Annotated in this window: 18 protein-coding genes; 11 read left to right on the plus strand and 7 right to left on the minus strand. The window is 68.2% G+C overall.

All coding sequences use genetic code 11. The annotated features are described in order from the left end of the window. Nucleotides 1-38: 38 nt before the first annotated feature. The 6 genes from dapB (at nucleotide 39) to ACH46_RS08835 (ending at nucleotide 4,780) form a co-directional block, all read left to right on the plus strand. Nucleotides 39-791 carry a 4-hydroxy-tetrahydrodipicolinate reductase gene (gene dapB, locus ACH46_RS08810; RefSeq protein WP_062392570.1) on the plus strand — a complete coding sequence of 251 codons (753 nt, stop codon included), beginning with the start codon at nucleotides 39-41 and terminating at the stop codon, nucleotides 789-791. Nucleotides 792-796: 5 nt separating this feature from the next. Next, nucleotides 797-1,276, plus strand: a complete 480-nt coding sequence (locus ACH46_RS08815) for a hypothetical protein (RefSeq protein ID WP_062392571.1) — start codon at nucleotides 797-799, stop codon at nucleotides 1,274-1,276. A 1-nt stretch (nucleotide 1,277) separates the two neighbouring features. Beyond that, on the plus strand, nucleotides 1,278-1,877 hold the full coding sequence (locus ACH46_RS08820; protein WP_062392572.1) for a GNAT family N-acetyltransferase: 600 nt from the start codon (nucleotides 1,278-1,280) through the stop codon (nucleotides 1,875-1,877). A gap of 7 nt (nucleotides 1,878-1,884) precedes the next feature. After that, complete coding sequence (locus tag ACH46_RS08825; RefSeq protein WP_062392573.1) at nucleotides 1,885-2,337, plus strand: flavodoxin family protein; 453 nt, start codon at nucleotides 1,885-1,887, stop codon at nucleotides 2,335-2,337. 82 nt (nucleotides 2,338-2,419) lie between these two features. Continuing rightward, complete coding sequence (locus ACH46_RS08830) at nucleotides 2,420-3,244, plus strand: LuxR C-terminal-related transcriptional regulator (RefSeq protein WP_062392574.1); 825 nt, start codon at nucleotides 2,420-2,422, stop codon at nucleotides 3,242-3,244. Nucleotides 3,245-3,439: 195 nt separating this feature from the next. Continuing rightward, complete coding sequence (locus ACH46_RS08835; RefSeq protein WP_120298709.1) at nucleotides 3,440-4,780, plus strand: MFS transporter; 1,341 nt, start codon at nucleotides 3,440-3,442, stop codon at nucleotides 4,778-4,780. A gap of 74 nt (nucleotides 4,781-4,854) precedes the next feature. Here ACH46_RS08835 and ACH46_RS08840 read toward each other — a convergent pair whose 3' ends face one another. The 6 genes from ACH46_RS08840 to ACH46_RS08865 all read right to left on the minus strand — a co-directional run bounded on the left by ACH46_RS08840 (nucleotide 4,855) and on the right by ACH46_RS08865 (nucleotide 11,486). After that, complete coding sequence (locus tag ACH46_RS08840) at nucleotides 4,855-5,763, minus strand: alpha/beta fold hydrolase (protein ID WP_226995818.1); 909 nt, start codon at nucleotides 5,761-5,763, stop codon at nucleotides 4,855-4,857. Continuing rightward, the gene (locus ACH46_RS08845) at nucleotides 5,760-6,212 is read right to left on the minus strand and encodes a MaoC family dehydratase (protein WP_062392576.1); all 453 of its coding nucleotides are present in this window, start codon (nucleotides 6,210-6,212) and stop codon (nucleotides 5,760-5,762) included. Before ACH46_RS08845 ends, ACH46_RS08840 begins: the two co-directional genes overlap by 4 nt. Nucleotides 6,213-6,244: 32 nt before the next feature. Then, nucleotides 6,245-7,945 carry a PHA/PHB synthase family protein gene (locus ACH46_RS08850; RefSeq protein WP_062392577.1) on the minus strand — a complete coding sequence of 567 codons (1,701 nt, stop codon included), beginning with the start codon at nucleotides 7,943-7,945 and terminating at the stop codon, nucleotides 6,245-6,247. Nucleotides 7,946-7,949: 4 nt separating this feature from the next. Beyond that, nucleotides 7,950-9,452, minus strand: a complete 1,503-nt coding sequence (locus ACH46_RS08855; protein WP_062392578.1) for a long-chain-fatty-acid--CoA ligase — start codon at nucleotides 9,450-9,452, stop codon at nucleotides 7,950-7,952. 143 nt (nucleotides 9,453-9,595) lie between these two features. Continuing rightward, nucleotides 9,596-10,813: a PucR family transcriptional regulator gene (locus tag ACH46_RS08860; protein ID WP_120298710.1), complete on the minus strand. Its 1,218-nt coding sequence runs from the start codon at nucleotides 10,811-10,813 to the stop codon at nucleotides 9,596-9,598. A gap of 61 nt (nucleotides 10,814-10,874) precedes the next feature. Then, on the minus strand, nucleotides 10,875-11,486 hold the full coding sequence (locus tag ACH46_RS08865; protein WP_062392579.1) for a maleylpyruvate isomerase family mycothiol-dependent enzyme: 612 nt from the start codon (nucleotides 11,484-11,486) through the stop codon (nucleotides 10,875-10,877). 102 nt (nucleotides 11,487-11,588) lie between these two features. Here ACH46_RS08865 and ACH46_RS08870 point away from each other — a divergent pair, with 102 nt between their 5' ends. Together ACH46_RS08870 and ACH46_RS08880 are read left to right on the plus strand one after the other, a co-directional pair. Continuing rightward, nucleotides 11,589-11,993 carry a MarR family winged helix-turn-helix transcriptional regulator gene (locus ACH46_RS08870; protein WP_226995819.1) on the plus strand — a complete coding sequence of 135 codons (405 nt, stop codon included), beginning with the start codon at nucleotides 11,589-11,591 and terminating at the stop codon, nucleotides 11,991-11,993. A 561-nt stretch (nucleotides 11,994-12,554) separates the two neighbouring features. Next, complete coding sequence (locus ACH46_RS08880) at nucleotides 12,555-13,295, plus strand: glycosyltransferase (RefSeq protein ID WP_157851029.1); 741 nt, start codon at nucleotides 12,555-12,557, stop codon at nucleotides 13,293-13,295. Here ACH46_RS08880 and ACH46_RS21270 read toward each other — a convergent pair. After that, a complete protein-coding gene (locus tag ACH46_RS21270; RefSeq protein WP_157851030.1) occupies nucleotides 13,273-13,560 on the minus strand; it encodes a hypothetical protein in 288 nt (95 codons plus the stop codon). The genes ACH46_RS08880 and ACH46_RS21270 overlap by 23 nt on opposite strands. Before the next feature lie 269 nt (nucleotides 13,561-13,829). Between ACH46_RS21270 and ACH46_RS08890 the strand changes: the two genes are divergently transcribed. The 3 genes from ACH46_RS08890 to ACH46_RS08900 are packed head-to-tail and all read left to right on the plus strand — an operon-like array spanning nucleotide 13,830 to nucleotide 15,563. Beyond that, nucleotides 13,830-14,588 (plus strand): thymidylate synthase, encoded by a 759-nt coding sequence (locus ACH46_RS08890; RefSeq protein WP_236995130.1) that lies wholly within the window; start codon nucleotides 13,830-13,832, stop codon nucleotides 14,586-14,588. 2 nt (nucleotides 14,589-14,590) lie between these two features. Beyond that, a complete protein-coding gene (locus ACH46_RS08895) occupies nucleotides 14,591-15,079 on the plus strand; it encodes a dihydrofolate reductase (protein ID WP_082399522.1) in 489 nt (162 codons plus the stop codon). A 58-nt stretch (nucleotides 15,080-15,137) separates the two neighbouring features. Further along, entirely contained in the window at nucleotides 15,138-15,563 is a 426-nt protein-coding gene (locus ACH46_RS08900) for a hypothetical protein (RefSeq protein ID WP_062392584.1), read from the plus strand. Nucleotides 15,564-15,566: the final 3 nt, after the last annotated feature.

Genomic DNA, 15,566 nt, shown 5'->3' on the forward strand with positions numbered 1-15,566 from the left:
TAGACTGTTGGCCGACTCTCCAGACGAAAGGTTCCCTCATGGGCAACGGCATCCGCGTGGGTGTGCTCGGCAGCAACGGCAAGGTCGGCAAGGCGATCGTGGAGGGCGTCGAAGCATCCGCCGACACCGACTTCACCGTCGGTGTCGACAAGGGCGACGCGCTCACCGACTTCGTCGACTCGAAGACCTCGGTGGTCGTGGACTTCACCCACCCCGACGTCGTGATGGACAACCTGAAGTTCTTGATCGAGAACGGGATCCACGCGGTCGTCGGCACCACCGGCTTCACGCAGGAGCGCCTCGACACCGTCCGCGGCTGGCTCGACGCCAACCCCGGTGTCGGCGTGCTGATCGCCCCGAACTTCGCCATCGGCGCGGTCCTGTCGATGCATTTCGCGCAGCAGGCGGCGCGCTTCTTCGAATCCGCCGAGGTGGTGGAGCTGCATCACCCGCACAAGGCCGACGCGCCGTCGGGCACCGCGGGCCGCACCGCGCAGCTGATCGCGGATGCGCGCGCCGAGGCCGGACTGGGCGCGAGTCCCGACGCGACGTCGACCGGACTGAAGGGAGCGCGCGGCGCCGACGTCGACGGCGTGCGCGTGCACTCGGTGCGCCTGGCCGGTCTGGTGGCCCACCAGGAGGTGCTGTTCGGCACGCAGGGCGAGACGCTGACCATCCGCCACGATTCGATGGACCGCAACTCGTTCGTCCCCGGCGTGCTGCTGGGCGTGCGCGAGATCGCCGGACGTCCGGGCCTCACGGTGGGGCTCGAGTCCTTCATGGACCTGTAGTCGAGGTGGCTGCTCAGAAGAAGGCGGACGCTCGGCCGATCATCGCGGTGATCGCCTTCCTGGTCGTCGCGCTGTGCGTGTACTTCGTGCTGCTGGGGCGCAGTGCCGTCCAGCTGATCGGGCAGGGGACCGCAGTCTCCGTCGGTCTCGGGATCGGGGTCTTCGTGCTGCCCCTGCTCGGCGTCTGGATGGTGGCCTCCACGCTGCGGTCCGGCATCGAACACCAGCGGATGGTCGCCGCGGCACAGGACCTCGGCCGCGACCTGGACGCCGACGCACTGCCGCGGCGACCGTCCGGGCGCATCGAGAAGGACGCGGCGATGGAGCTGTTCGAGGAGGTCAAGGTGGAGTGGGAGGCCGACCCGTCGGACTGGGTCAGCACCTACCGGATCGCCCGCGCCTACGACTACGCCGGCGACCGGGCGCGCGCCCGGCAGATGATGAAGCGGGCGAGCGAGCAGTACCGGGCCGCGCAGGAGAAGTAACGTGGCCGCTCCGATGCCCGAGACCATCACCACCGCGCGGCTCGTGCTGTCTCGGCCGTCCGCGGCCGACCTGCCGCGCATCACCGAGTGCTGCCGGGAGGCGCAGGTCCAGGAATGGACCACCGTGCCGTCGCCGTACACGGCGGAGTCGGCGGCCTACTTCCTCGGCGAGGTGATCGATCCGGGCTGGGCCGGCGGATCGGCGTACACGTGGGCGGTTCGACTGGCGGATCGCCTGATCGGCATGGTCGGCGTCGACGTGGAGGAGGCCGGGGGCGCCGAAGTCGGCTTTTGGCTGGCGCCCGAGGCACGCGGTCGGGGACTGATGACGGAGGCGACGACCGCCGCGGTCCACGCGGCCTTCGAAAGCCTCGACCTGCAGCGGATCTCCTGGTCGGCGTTCGCGGGCAATGTCGGCTCGGCGCGTGTCGCGCAGGCGTGCGGCTTCCGGTTCGAAGGCGTCCGGGCGCTGGGCGCCGTCCAGCGCGGCGTGCGCCGCGACGAGTGGCTCGGCGGATTGACCGTGGGGGACTCGGGTGTGGGGGACTCGGGCGCGGCATCCTCGTGGCCCGCCCACGTCGTCGGCGCCGCCGAGGCATGATGGCGACATGGCTCGTCTACTGATCGTCCACCACACGCCGTCGCCGCACTGCCAGGAGATGTTCGAGGCGGTCCTGGCCGGCGCCACCGATCCCGAGATCGAGGGTGTCGAGGTGGTGCGCCGCGCGGCGCTGTCCGTCTCGGCCGCCGAGATGCTCGACGCCGACGGCTATCTGCTCGGGACACCGGCGAATCTCGGGTACATGAGCGGTGCGCTGAAGCACGCCTTCGACACCTGCTACTACCCGATCCTCGACTCCACGACCGGCCGTCCCTACGGGCTGTTCATGCACGGCAACGTCGGGACCGAGGGCGCCGAGAAGAGCGTGCACTCCATCGCGGGCGGCCTCGGCTGGGTGCGGGCGGCCGCCGATGTGGTGGTCTCCGGAAAGCCGACCAAGCAGCAGTTGGAGGCCTGCTGGGAGCTGGGCGCGACGGTGGCCGCCGGCCTGATGGCGTAGGCCTGGGCTGTGATGTGACACGCTCCGCGTGCATCCCGGTATGATCGGTCACGTTTGCCGAAGGATGAACAGGCGGTGGCGAATGGGCGAGCGTTCTCTGGTGGTTCCGGTCACCGAGTCGCTGCGGCGGATTCGACGTTCCAGCGGGGTGCCGCTCGCGTTCGCCGGCATGGTCGAAGGCAACGCGCGGGTGAGCCTGGATCACTTCGTCGGTGACGTGACGGGCGCGTTGGACGGGCTCGCCGTGGAAGTGGGGCACGGGCTCGGCGGCAAGGTGCTCAACCACAACCGTCCGATGGCGGTCAACGACTACCTCGACACCCCGCACATCACCCATCGCTACAACGATGCGATCGCGACGGAAGGACTGCGTGCGGTGGCCGCGGCGCCGGTCATCGTCGACAGCCGCATGATCGCCGTCCTGTACGGTGCACTGCGCTGCGACACCCGGATCGACGGCCGCCTCCTCGACGTCCTCACCGCGCAGGCGCGGTCGCTGGAACAGGAGATCGCCGTCTCGCGGGCGCTGATCGCAGCCGATGCCCGGCTGACCCCGGAGGCGGATGTGCTGCGCGATCGCATGACGATCGCCTACGCCCGACTCCGGGCGTTGGCGCGCGAGCTCGACGACGGTGCGATGGCCGACGAGATCGCCCGCATCACCGACGTGCTGCTCGACGGCGCCGCCGGCGACGCGGAGCCGCCGCCCGTGCAGTTGACCGGCCGTGAACAGGACGTCCTGGCGCTGGCCGCGCTCGGATACAGCAATCCGCGGATCGCCGACGAACTCGGCGTCGCCGTCGACACCGTCAAGGGCTACATGAAGACGACGATGAGCAAGCTCGATGCGGGAACCCGACTCGAAGCCGTCGTCGTGGCGCGGCGCCTCGGGATCCTGCCGCACTGAGTCGGGACGGCCGTTTCGGCGCATCACCCACTTCGGGGGGTGCCACGTCTCACACCGCTCGTCCTACTGTGATCGAGCCCACGACACGGGTCGTCGGGCTGACACATCCATCGAGCCCGAGACGAGGACCGAACCGTGACAACGGACCCACCGCGCATCCCGCCCGCAGAACCCGCCCGCCGGAAGGCCACCAGCATGACGCGGGTGGCCGCGGCCAGCTCGATCGGCACCACCATCGAGTTCTACGACTTCTTCATCTACGGCACGGCGGCCGCGCTCGCCTTCCCGACGGTGTTCTTCCCCGAGGTCGACGCCACCACCGCAACGCTCGCGTCGTTCGCGACGTTCGCCGTCGCGTTCTTCGCCCGCCCCGTGGGCGCCATCGTCTTCGGACACTTCGGCGACCGCATCGGCCGTAAACGGACCCTGGTCTGGACCCTGCTGATCATGGGTGTCTCCACGGTGCTCATCGGCCTGCTGCCCGGCTACGAGGTCGGCGCGTTCGGACTGTTCCAGAACGGCATCGGCATCGCCGCGCCGATCATCCTGGTGATCCTGCGCTTCCTGCAGGGCTTCGCGGTCGGCGGTGAATGGGCGGGGGCCACGTTGCTCACCGCCGAATACGCACCCGCGGGCAAACGCGGTCTGTACGCGATGTTCCCGCAGCTGGGACCGGCGTTCGCGTTCTTCCTGTCGAGCCTGACCTTCCTCGTCGCGAGCATCACCGTCGGCACCGCCAGCGACGCCTTCCTCACCTACGGGTGGCGCGTCCCGTTCATCCTGTCGATGGTGCTGGTCCTGGTGGGACTGTGGGTGCGTCTCGCCGTCGCCGAGACCCCCGTCTTCCAGGAGACGCAGGCCAAGCGCGCCGTCGAACCCGTCGCGACCGAGAACAAGCTGCCCTTCCTGGACGCGGTGCGCCACCAGTGGAAGGAGATCATGATCGCCGGCGGTGCGCTGGCCAGCCTGTTCTCGCTGTTCTACATGGGCACGGCGTTCCTCACCAGCTACGCGACCAAGCCCACCCAGATGGGGCTGGACCGCAACTTCGTCCTCGTCGCCGGCATGATCGCCGCCGTCTTCTTCGGGCTGTCGACCGCGGTGTCGGCCGTCTACTCCGACCGGCTCGGTCGCCGTCGCGTGATCATGACGTCCGTGGTCGTGGCGGTGCCGTGGGTGCTGATCCTGTTCCCGATCCTGGAGGTCGGCGGTGAGTTCGCCTTCCTGATCGGACTGATCGGCACGCTGCTGATCTTCGGCATCGCCTACGGGCCGGCGGGCGCACTGCTGCCGGAGCTGTTCCAGGCGCGGTACCGCTACACCGGTGCGGGCATGGGCTACAACCTGGCGGGCATCCTCGGCGGCGCGATTCCGCCGCTGTTCGCCGCACCGCTCATCGCGGGGCCGGGCTCGATCTGGGTCGGCATCATGCTGGCGGTCCTCTCGTCGATCAGCGTGCTGTGCACCTACTTCATCGTCGAGACCAAGGACACCGCGATCAACGACGACGCGGCGGCGCTCGAAGGCGCCGCCTGATCCGACTGTTCGACCCCTGCCCGAGGCTGTCCTCGGGCAGGGGTCGAATGCTGGAGTGGGCCGCCGGCCCAGGGCTAACCGCCCGGCGTGAACTTCACGTCGGCCGTCTTGCTCCACTTGCGTCGGTACGGCTTGGTGGGGCCGAGGAAGTCGTCCACCACGGGACCGAAGGTCGCGGCGTCGACCAGCAGGTCGAGGTGACCGCCGCCGTGCGCATGCAGGGTGGCGCGCGGCATCAGGGCGTTCATGACGCGGGCGTTGATCATCGGGACGATCGGATCGTCCGTGCCGGCGATGATCAGCGTCTTCTGCCGGATGATCGGCAGGGCGAACAGCGACGTCCACACCGATCCGGCCATCAGCTGGTGCATGTAGCCCTTGAACGATCCCGCGTGCAGCTGCCGGATGAACAGGTCGGCGATCTGCTCGCTCTTCTCGCGGACCACGCCGCCGTACAGCTGCGCCGCGATGGTCGCACCGTACGACGGGTTGCTGAACCGCTTGGGCGTCACCATCTTCGACAGCACCTTGGGGTTGCCGGGCACCATGATCGCGCCGGTTCCGGTGCCGACGAGGATCAGGCGACGGCACCGACGGGGGTTCTGGAATGCGAACTGCTGCGCCAGGGCCCCACCCCACGAGAGGCCGAGGACGTCCACAACCTCGATCTCGAGCCGGTCCAGGATCCGCCCCAGCACCCATGCCAGGTACGGGAAGCCGTACGGAAGCGGGGAGGTCGGAGATTCGCCGGTGCCGGGGGCGTCGAACCGGAGGACGGGCCGAGTGGGATCGAGGTTCTCGACCAGGGGGTCGAGGACCTCCAGGCTCGCACCGATTCCGTTGCACAGGACCAGCGGGATCCCGACGCCCTCGCGGTACCGAACGCGAACGCGCTGGCCGCCGACGGCGAGGTAGTAGTCGTTGGTCTCGGATTCCACGTGCTCGATCTCCGGATTCTGTGTGGCGTCTGTCGGGGTGCTCACCGGTAGAGGACCACGCTTTCCGCGATGCATGCGGGGCGGTCGGAGCCCTCCACCTCGACGGCGACGGTGAACACGGTCTCGATTCCGGCCGGCTTGGCGGTCGCGCCCGACAGGGTGACGGTCGCGCGGACGCGGCTGCCGACCTTCACCGGGCTCGGGAAGCGGACCTTGTTGAGACCGTAGTTCAGGGCGGCGGTGACGTCCTGGACGTCGACCGTCTCCTCGAGGAACAGCGGGATGAGCGACAGGGTCAGGAAGCCGTGGGCGATGGTGCCGCCGAACGGTCCGGCCGCGGCCTTCTCGACGTCGACGTGGATCCACTGGTGGTCGCCGGTGGCGTCCGCGAACTGGTTGACGCGGTCCTGCTCGATCGCGATCCAGTCGGTGGTGCCGAGCGCCTGGCCGACGTGGTCGGGCAGGGCTGCGGGGCTGGCGATGGTGGTGGCCATGGGGTCACCCTTTCTGAAGAGGAGGGGAGCGGTCAGCTCTCGAGGACGTAGGTGCCGGGGGCGGGGGCGAGCGGCTCGAAGCCTGCGGCGCCGAGGTTGACGGGCGCGTCGATCTCGGTGTTGCCGTGCTCGGTCAGCCACTCGAGGTGGTCGGGCCACCAGGAGCCGGGCTTCTTCTCCGAGGTCTCGAGCCAGGTGTCGGCGTCGCCCTCGTGGGAGACCTGCGCGGTGCGGAACGAGGCCTTCGGGTTGCCCGGAGGGTTCACCAGCGAGGCGATGTGACCGCTGGTCGAGAGCACGTAGCGGTTGTTCTTGCTGCCGAGGAGGGCCGCGCTGCGGTAGGTGGCCTGCCAGGGGCAGATGTGGTCGGCGATGCCGCCGATCACGTAGGTGTCGCACTCGATGTTGCCGAGGTCGACGGGCGTGCCGAGCATGGTCGGCTTGCCGGGGGTGACGAGGTCGTTGCCGACGCCCATCATGACCATGTCCTTGTGCAGGGCGGCCGTCATCCGGGTGGTGTCGGCGTTCCAGAACAGGACGTCGAAGGCGGCGGGGCTGCGGCCCTGGATGTAGTTGTTGACCCAGTAGCGCCACACGAGGTCGGTGGGACGCAGCCAGGCGAACATCTCGGCCATCGCCCGACCGTCGAGGTAGCCCTTGCTGGACGACTCGCGGATCGCGGCGTGGGCGGCGCGCTCGCTGGTGAGCGACGACGCGAAGCCGGCCTGGTTCTGGTCGAGGACGGTGACGGCGAGCGTCATCGACTTCACCTTGTCGCCCTGACCGGTCGCCGACAGGTGCGACAGGACCATGGCGGCCAGGATGCCGCCGGAGCAGGTGCCGAAGATATTGGTCGCGTCGGCGCCGGTGATGGTGCGGGTGGCGTCGATGGCCTCGATGATGGCCTTGCCGTACTCGTCGAAGCCCCAGTCGCGGTGACGGGCCTTCGGGTTGCGCCAGGAGATCGCGAAAACCTGCTGGCCGCCCTTGACGTAGTTCTCCACCATGCTGCGGCCGGGCGCGATGTCCATGATGTAGTACTTGTTGATCACCGGCGGGATCATCAGCAGCGGCACGTCGCTGACCTGCTTGGTCTGCGGTGCATACTGGATGAGCTCGAACATCCGGGTCTTGAGGACCACGGTGCCCTTGGTGGTGGCGACGGTCTCGCCGACGCTGAACGCGTCGGGCTCCACCATGGCGGGGACGCGCGGCTTGGACGCCATGTCGCGGACGAAGGCCTTGAAGCCGCGGTACGCGGAGACGCCGCCGGTGTCGATGAGAGCCTTCCAGCCGAGGGGGTTCAGCAGGAGGTTGTTGGTGGGGGCCAGACCCTCGATGATGTTGTCGAGCGCGAAGCGGACCTTCTCGGCGTCCTTCCAGTTCAGGTCGGCGGCCGAGTACAGCTTCTCTGCGGTGTCCGACGCGGCCAGGTAGGCCTGCTCCACGCGGTGCAGCAGCGGGTTCTGGGTCCACGCCGGGTCCGAGAAGCGCTTGTCGGAGCGGGCCGGGGTGCGGTTGGAGCGCCCGACGGCGATGTCACCGAGCTCCTTGACCAGTCCGACGCCGTGCTCGGCGATGGTGATCGGCTGCTTGGCCAGGGAGAGCCCGAAGCGGGCCGTGGCGGCGTCCGGAGCCATCCGGCTGGCGAACGACTTGGTGGAGTTGACGAGGAGGAGGTCGAGCGGCGCGGCGATCTCGCCGGCGGCGGCCTGGTTCTGTGCGATGGTCATGCGATCAGTGCTCCGAGATGGTGGTGGGGACGACGATGTCGCGTTTCTGGATCTTGCCGGTGGCGCCGGTGGGCAGGGCCTCGACGAACCAGACCTGGCGGGGGTACTTGTAGGCGGCGACGCGCTCCTTGACGTAGGTGCGGATCTCGTCTTCGGTGCTCTCCGAGCCCGGCTTCAGCTGGACGGCGGCACCGACGTCCTCGCCGAGGGTCTCGTGGGGAACGCCCACGACGGCGGCTGCGGCGACGTCGGGGTGCTCGTACAGCACTTCCTCCACCTCGCGCGGGTAGATGTTCATGCCGCCGCGGATGATCATGTCCTTGGTGCGGTCGACGATGCGGTAGTAGCCGTCGGCGTCCTTGGTGCCCACGTCGCCCGTCGAGAACCAGCCGTCGGCGTCGATCGCCTCGGCGGTCTTCTCCGGGAGCTGCCAGTAGCCCTTCATGATGTTGTGGCCCTTGATCTGGATCTCACCGGGCTCACCTACAGCGGCTTCGTTGCCGTTGACGTCGACGGTGCGCATCTGCACGCCCTCGATCGGGGTGCCGATGGTGCCGGGGCGACGCTCCTTGTCCGGGTGGTTGAAGCAGGCGACCGGCGAGGTCTCGGACAGGCCGTAGCCCTCGAGGATGACGGCGTTGAAGTTCGCTTCGAAGTCGGTGATGACCTGGGCCGGGAGGGCCGCACCGCCGGAGACGCAGGTGCGCAGCGAGCTGGTGTCGTCGGTCGGGCGCTGGGCTGCGATGAGGGCCGAGTACATGGTCGGCACGCCGAGGAAGACGGTGACCTTGTCGGCGGCGATCGCGTCGAGGACGACGATCGGGTCGAAGCGCGGGATGAGGGTGAGGCTGGCCTGGGCGATGACCGCGGAGTTGAGGCCGCAGGTGAGGCCGAAGACGTGGAACAGCGGCAGGCAGCCCATGAGGACGTCGTCGGTGTTCGCGCCGATCAGGGTGCGGACGGTGATCTCGGCGTTGCGATGCAGACCGATGTGGGTGAGCTCGGCGCCCTTCGGCTTGCCGGTGGTGCCCGACGTGTGCAGGATGACGGCGGTGTCGAAGTCGTCCCGGGCGATCGGGGCGGCCTGCGGTGCGGCGGCGGCGATCGCGGCCTTGAGCTCCTCGTCGACGACCAGGCAGTCGGCGCCGGAGGCTTCGGCGCCGCCCTTGGCCTCATCGGCGAAGGTCGAGACCGCGAAGATCGCCTTGGCGGAGGTGTTGCCGAGGTAGAAGGCGATCTCACGCGACTTCAGCAGCGGGTTCATCGGGACGGCGATGGCACCGGCTCGGAGGATGCCGTAGAACAGGATCGCGAACTCCGGGACGTTCGGGAGCATCAGGCCCACGCGATCGCCGGGGGCGATGCCGCGCTCGGCGAGCAGGGTGGCGACCTTGGCGGCGGCCTGGTCGAACTCCGCGTACGAGTACGTCGCGTCGCCGCACTTGAGGGCGAGGTGGTCCGGGCGGGCTGCGGCCGCGTCGACGAGGTTCTGACTGAGGTTCGCCATGATGTCTGCTTTCGTGGGGGAGCAATTCCTATCACTCAAGAATGCGGTGCATCACCCTGGGATGCGATGGTTAAGCGGCTAACGTATTCACGGGTACAGTGTGCACGCGCACAATGGGCCGCCGACCAACGTGATCTGTGCCTCTAACTGCGGATATCCAAGCGCGCATCCACCTCGAATGCCAGGCACAGCTCGGCGGATTCCCTCGGCGACGTCGTGGATCGACCCGTCAGTTCCTCGATGCGACGCAGGCGATGCCGAACCGTGTTGCGGTGCACGAACAGTTCGTCGGCGGTGGCCGTGATGCTCCCGTCCGCGCGCACCCACGCGTGGAAGGTCTCGATCAGCGGCCCGCGGTCGTCGGCGGGGAGGTCGTAGAGGCGATGCAGCACCGATTGCGCGAGCCCGGTGCTGACCTCAGGAGTGGCCACGGCCGCGATGCCGAGGACGGAGTCGTCGAACTGGGTGACGCCGACACCGGGGCCGGCCAGGGAGACGCGGGCGTATTTCAGCGCGCGCCCGATGTGCGAGAGCTCGGTGAATGATGCGCTCACTCCGACGCGGCCGGTGGCGAGGCGGCCGATCAGATTGAGGGCGGCGTCGACGGACGTGGGGTTCGGGAGGTGGATGAGGCCGATCTGTTGGTCGGGGAGCAGGCGCCACACCGAGCGGAGGTCGAGCACGCGGAGTTTGTTCTCGACGCCGTGCAACGGCTGCTTGCCGACCACGTCGGTGGCGGCCGCCACTGCGATGTACGGCCCGGTCGTCGGCATGCGCAGCAGAGCAGCCGTCTCCCACAGGTTGGTCTTGGTGGTGATCCGACCTTCGAGAAGGTGCTCGGTGAGGGCGGCGCGTTCGGCGGCGTCGTCGAGGATCTGCTCGTTGGTCGCCTCCCGGTGAGCCTCGGCCACCTCGCTCGCGAAGATGTCGTACCCACTCCAGATCCGCTCGGTCGCGGCAAGCACCGCGCGTCGCGACAGGGAGCTGTCCGACTCGGCGATCGCCCGGAACTCGCGCCACACCATCTGAAAGGCGATCCGATAGGCGTGCATCAGGGCGGGCAGGGGGACGCCGAGAGCGGCTCGCGTGGCGCCGGTGTGACGGGCCGTCGCGGTCTGGAAGTCGGCGTCCGCCGTGATCGCTCCGACCATCTCGGTGAAGTTGGCGCGGACGACGGCGGTGGTCCGTTCGCGGGGGACCACGTCGGACGTCGCGTAGTAGCCGATGTCGCTGTGGATGGCATCGGTGACGCGTTCGGCGAGGTCGTCGACGCGCTCGGACAGCACGGCGCCGATCCGAACGAGCTCGGCGGCGATCTCGGGTGGTTCGGGCTGGGCGGGGGTGTTGGCAGCGGGCGTCACCGTGTCATTGTCGTGGGTGGCGGGCCGATGTGCGGAGGGTTGGTGCACATGTGGCGAGGGTCTAGGACGGACGGCGTCGTCCGGACAGGGTGAGGATCAGATCAGTCGTCGTCGCCTCGACGGTAGCGCCGGATCCCCACGACCAGCACAGGTCGTTCGCCACGAAGCGACTCCCGGAGACGTGGACGTCGTGGAACACCGCAGTCTTTCCGCGGCGGTGATAGTCGGCGAGTCGGTCGAGCACTGCGAGGGCGGTGCGTTCCGGCAGATCGACCGTGATGCCGAGCGGTTCGGTCGCGTCGAACGTGTGAACGACGGCGTCGACGAGGGTGTCGTCGACGGTGGTGAAGGGATTCGCCCGGTGGACCCCCACGAGGAGCCCGAGCCGATCGACGATCTCGCGGGTCGTCAGGCCTGCGGCCTCCGCCCGCGCACTGGCATCGATGACGTGGTTGATCGAGCCTGGATGGCGCAACGCGAGTCGTACGGTTCGGCCGAGTCCCATGCTCTGCAAGGTGAGGTGCGCGCCGACCTCTCGGACGCTCCAACCGTCGCACAGGGAGGTGACCGACCATTGGTCGTCGGTGAGCGATGCGAAGATCTCGGCGGCCGACGCCCGCTGAGTGTCGATCAGGCCCCACATCTCGGTGTGGTTCAAATCGGAGTGGTTCACGGCGATCCTTGATTTAGTTCGTTGTGCGAACTAGATTAGTTCGTACAACGAATCAGATCAAGGAGTTCTGACATGAGCCGGGCGTTGCCGACCAGCCTGTTGATGTCGATCGCGAGCAGGCATGCCGAGACGCGGATCATTGAGGCCGTGCGTGCTGCGGGGTTCGACGGCCTGACGGTGGCCCAGGCCCGTTTGATGGCGGGGATGGAGGAGGGCGGGTCGCGGATCTCGACGTTGGCAGACCGTGCCCAGATCACGAAGCAGACCGCGACGGTCCTGGTCGACCGGCTCGAAGACGCGGGGTATGTGGTGCGCGCCGCCGATCCGCAGGACGGCCGAGTGCGGTTGGTGAAGTTCACCGACAAGGCGCTTGTAATGATCCCAGCGGCACGAGCCGAGGAAGAGCGGATCGAGTGTGAATGGTCCGAGTGCTTGGGCGACGGAGAGTTCGCCGCGCTGAAAACGGCCCTCGAGAAACTGCGAACGATCACCGATCGTTCGGCGTGACCGTCCAGACGGAGGAATTCGACATGTCCACGCTATTGATGATCGCGAATGTGGCACCCGGCCGTGTGAATCCGATGCTCGCCGCGGCGGCAGGGCTTCGAGAACGGGGGCATCGGATCCGGTTCATCACCGGCCGACGTTTCGCGGACGCCGTCGAGCGCACGGGCGCCGAGTTCGTGCCGCTCCGTCCGGACGCCGACTTCGATCACGAGACCCTTGCAGCGGAACTGCGTGCCGAGGGGATCCCGCAGGCTGGGCCACGGGCCATGAGGGCGAGTGTCATGAAGGTGTTCATCGATCCATGTCCGGGGCAGTACGCGACCCTGCGGACGGCGCTCGCCGACGAACCCGCCGACGTGGTGCTGACCGAGTTCACGGTGACCGGAGCCGCGGCCCTCTGCATCCAGGACGACCCGCGACCGCCGGTCATCGCCTGCGGCATCATGCCGATGCCGTTCAGTGGGCCCGACGCACCGCCGTGGGGACCGGGTCTCGCGTTCCGGGGCGACGCTCGGGCGGCTCCGCAATCGGGTCCTCAACCAGGTGATTCAGAAGGTGGCCATGCGCCCGGCGCAGCGGGCCTTCGAAGAAACGCTTCGCCGAGAGACCGGTCACATCACCGGCGGCTTCTTCATGGACTGGGCCCGTCACGCCGACGGATTCGCCCAGTTCAGCGTCGCCGGATTCGAGTACCCGCGCAACGACCTGCCGGCGAACGTACAGTTCGTCGGGCCGATGTCGGGTCCGCCGGTGGCGACGGCACTGCCTGATTGGTGGTCGGACCTCGACGACCCGCGCCCGGTCATTCATGTCTCCCAGGGGACCGTCGGCAACGCAGACCTCGGTGAATTGGTCATCCCGACGATCCGTGCGTTGGCCGACTCCGATGTCCTGGTCGTCGCAACGACCGGCGGTCCGGATGTCGCGTCGCTCGGCCCGCTACCTGCCAATGCGCGCGCTGCCGAGTTCATTCCGCACGACGCGGTGCTGCCGCGGACCAGTGCGTTCGTCACCAACGGCGGGTGCGGCGGCCTCAATCGGGCACTGCGGCACGGGGTCCCCATCGTCGTCGCGGGCATGACCGAGGACAAGTTGGAGACCTCGCGTCGGGTCGGTTGGTCGGGTGTCGGCATCGACCTCCGAACGTCGAATCCAGCCGATGGCGCGTTGCGCGACGCGGTGCACGAGGTGCTCGCGGAGCCGCGCTATCGTCGCCGCGCGGAGGACTTGGCGCGCCAGGTGGCGGACTCGTCGGGCATCGACGGCCTCGATCGCATGATCAGTGCGGTAGCGCGGGGGTGAGTGCCGACTCGGAGTCGCGCTCCGGTCGCCCGTCGACGACGAGCCATGTGAGCCAGTGCGCGACGGTGACGAGGGTTGCCGAGGCCCCCATCCACACGCCGGCGAGCAGTGCACCCCAGACTTCGTCGCCCCAGTTCATGAGGCCGAGCGCCGACAGGACGGCATAGGCGCCGAGCGCGGCGAACGATGCGCGTCGGCGCAGGACGAGGCCGGCGACGACCGCAGGCGTCGCGAGGATCAGGTACGGATACACGGCAGGCCACATGCCGATCAGGTGATGAACGCTATCGTCACACGTGAGGGGACAGTAGAAACCGGTCGACGGTTCCGTCCGGCACCGCATCGAGACCGTGCTGATCGGCGCAACCGCACGGCGATACCCAGCGAACAGGGCGAGCCCTGCCAGCAGGAACCACGCGACGCGGACGAACCTCACGCGGTTCAGCCTAGCGGCAGTGCTCCTCGTGAATCGCTACACTCGTCGACGTGAGCGCGCCCATCCCGACCCCGTACGAGGACCTGCTGCGCCTGGTCATGGAGACCGGCACCCCGAAGTCCGACCGGACCGGCACCGGGACCCGCAGCGTCTTCGGTCATCAGCTGCGATTCGACCTGTCTGAGGGCTTCCCTCTGATCACCACGAAGAAGGTGCACCTGAAGTCGATCGTCTACGAGCTGCTGTGGTTCTTGCGCGGCGACTCGAACGTGCGCTGGCTCCAGGAGCGCGGCGTCACGATCTGGGACGAGTGGGCCTCGCCCGAGGGCGAGCTGGGTCCGGTCTACGGCGTCCAGTGGCGGAACTGGCCGACACCGTCCGGCGAGCACATCGATCAGATCGCCGCCGCGCTGACGACGCTCAAGGAGAACCCGGACTCGCGGCGGAACATCGTGTCCGCGTGGAACGTCGGCGAGATCCCGCAGATGGCGCTGCCGCCGTGCCACGCCCTCTTCCAGTTCTACGTCGCCGACGGAAAGCTCAGCTGCCAGCTGTACCAGCGCAGCGCGGACCTGTTCCTCGGCGTGCCGTTCAACATCGCGTCGTACGCGCTGCTGACGCACATGATGGCGCAGCAGGCCGGCCTCGAGGTCGGCGACTTTGTCTGGACCGGCGGCGACTGTCACGTCTACGACAACCACGTGGAGCAGGTGACCGAGCAGCTCTCGCGCGAGGCGCTCCCGTACCCGACGTTGAAACTGCGCAAGGCCGACTCGATCTTCGACTACGACTTCGACGACATCGAGATCGTCGGCTATCAGTCGCACCCGGCGATCAAGGCTCCGGTGGCGGTCTGAGCATGCGCATCGAACTCGTCTGGGCCCAGGACCGTGTCGGCGCCATCGGCAAGGCCGGCACCATCCCGTGGCGGGTGCCGGAGGACATGAAGCGGTTCAAGGAGCTCACCGGCACCGGTGTGGTCATCATGGGGCGCAAGACCTGGGAATCGCTGCCGACATCGTTCCGCCCGCTGCCGGGTCGTCGCAACATCGTCATCACCCGCGCCACCGACTACATGGCCGACGGAGCCGAGGTCACTGACGGGTTCGACGCCGCCCTCGCGCTCGCAGGCGGAACCGCGGTCGTGATCGGCGGCGGCGAGATCTACCTGCTGGCCATGGAGCGGGCGACCCATCTGCGGGTCACGGAGATCGACGTCCTGGTGGAGGGTGCCGACGCCTTCGCACCCGAGGTCGACCTCGAGCGCTGGGTCGCCGAATCCGAAGGGGAGTGGCGGTACTCGTCGACGGGAACCCTGTACCGGTTCGTCGACTACGTCCGTCGATAGTCCCCGCTGTCCGTTTCCTCGGCTATGGTCGGCTCTAAACGGCTGCAGTGGAGGCGACATGCTGAATTTGGAACTGGAGATGGGCGACTGGGCCACGTGGGTGGGTTCGATCGGAACGATCGGCGCGTTCGCGGTCGCCTTCTGGCAGATCCATCGCGAGCGGACCGCGCGGAGGACCAGGGACAAGCACGAGAGGTGGATGCGCCGGCGGGAGCACGTCGACCGGGTGTCGGCCTGGATTCACGACTCGGTGCTGCACATCAACAACGATTCCGGACATCCCATCCACGAGGTGCTCGTAAGCGACGGCGACCGCGAACTCATGAACTGGACGCAGATCCCACCCGGCACGCATCGTGACGAGACGATCGACGAAGTCGACCACGGCACAGTCCATCTGGAGTTCACCGACATCCGGGGAGACCGGTGGAGTCGAGCCCCGGGCAACGAACCGGAGTTGATCGACCAGACGACGCCGGCCTGACCG

It is taken from the genome of Gordonia phthalatica, assembly GCF_001305675.1.
GTDB classification, from domain to species: domain Bacteria; phylum Actinomycetota; class Actinomycetes; order Mycobacteriales; family Mycobacteriaceae; genus Gordonia; species Gordonia phthalatica.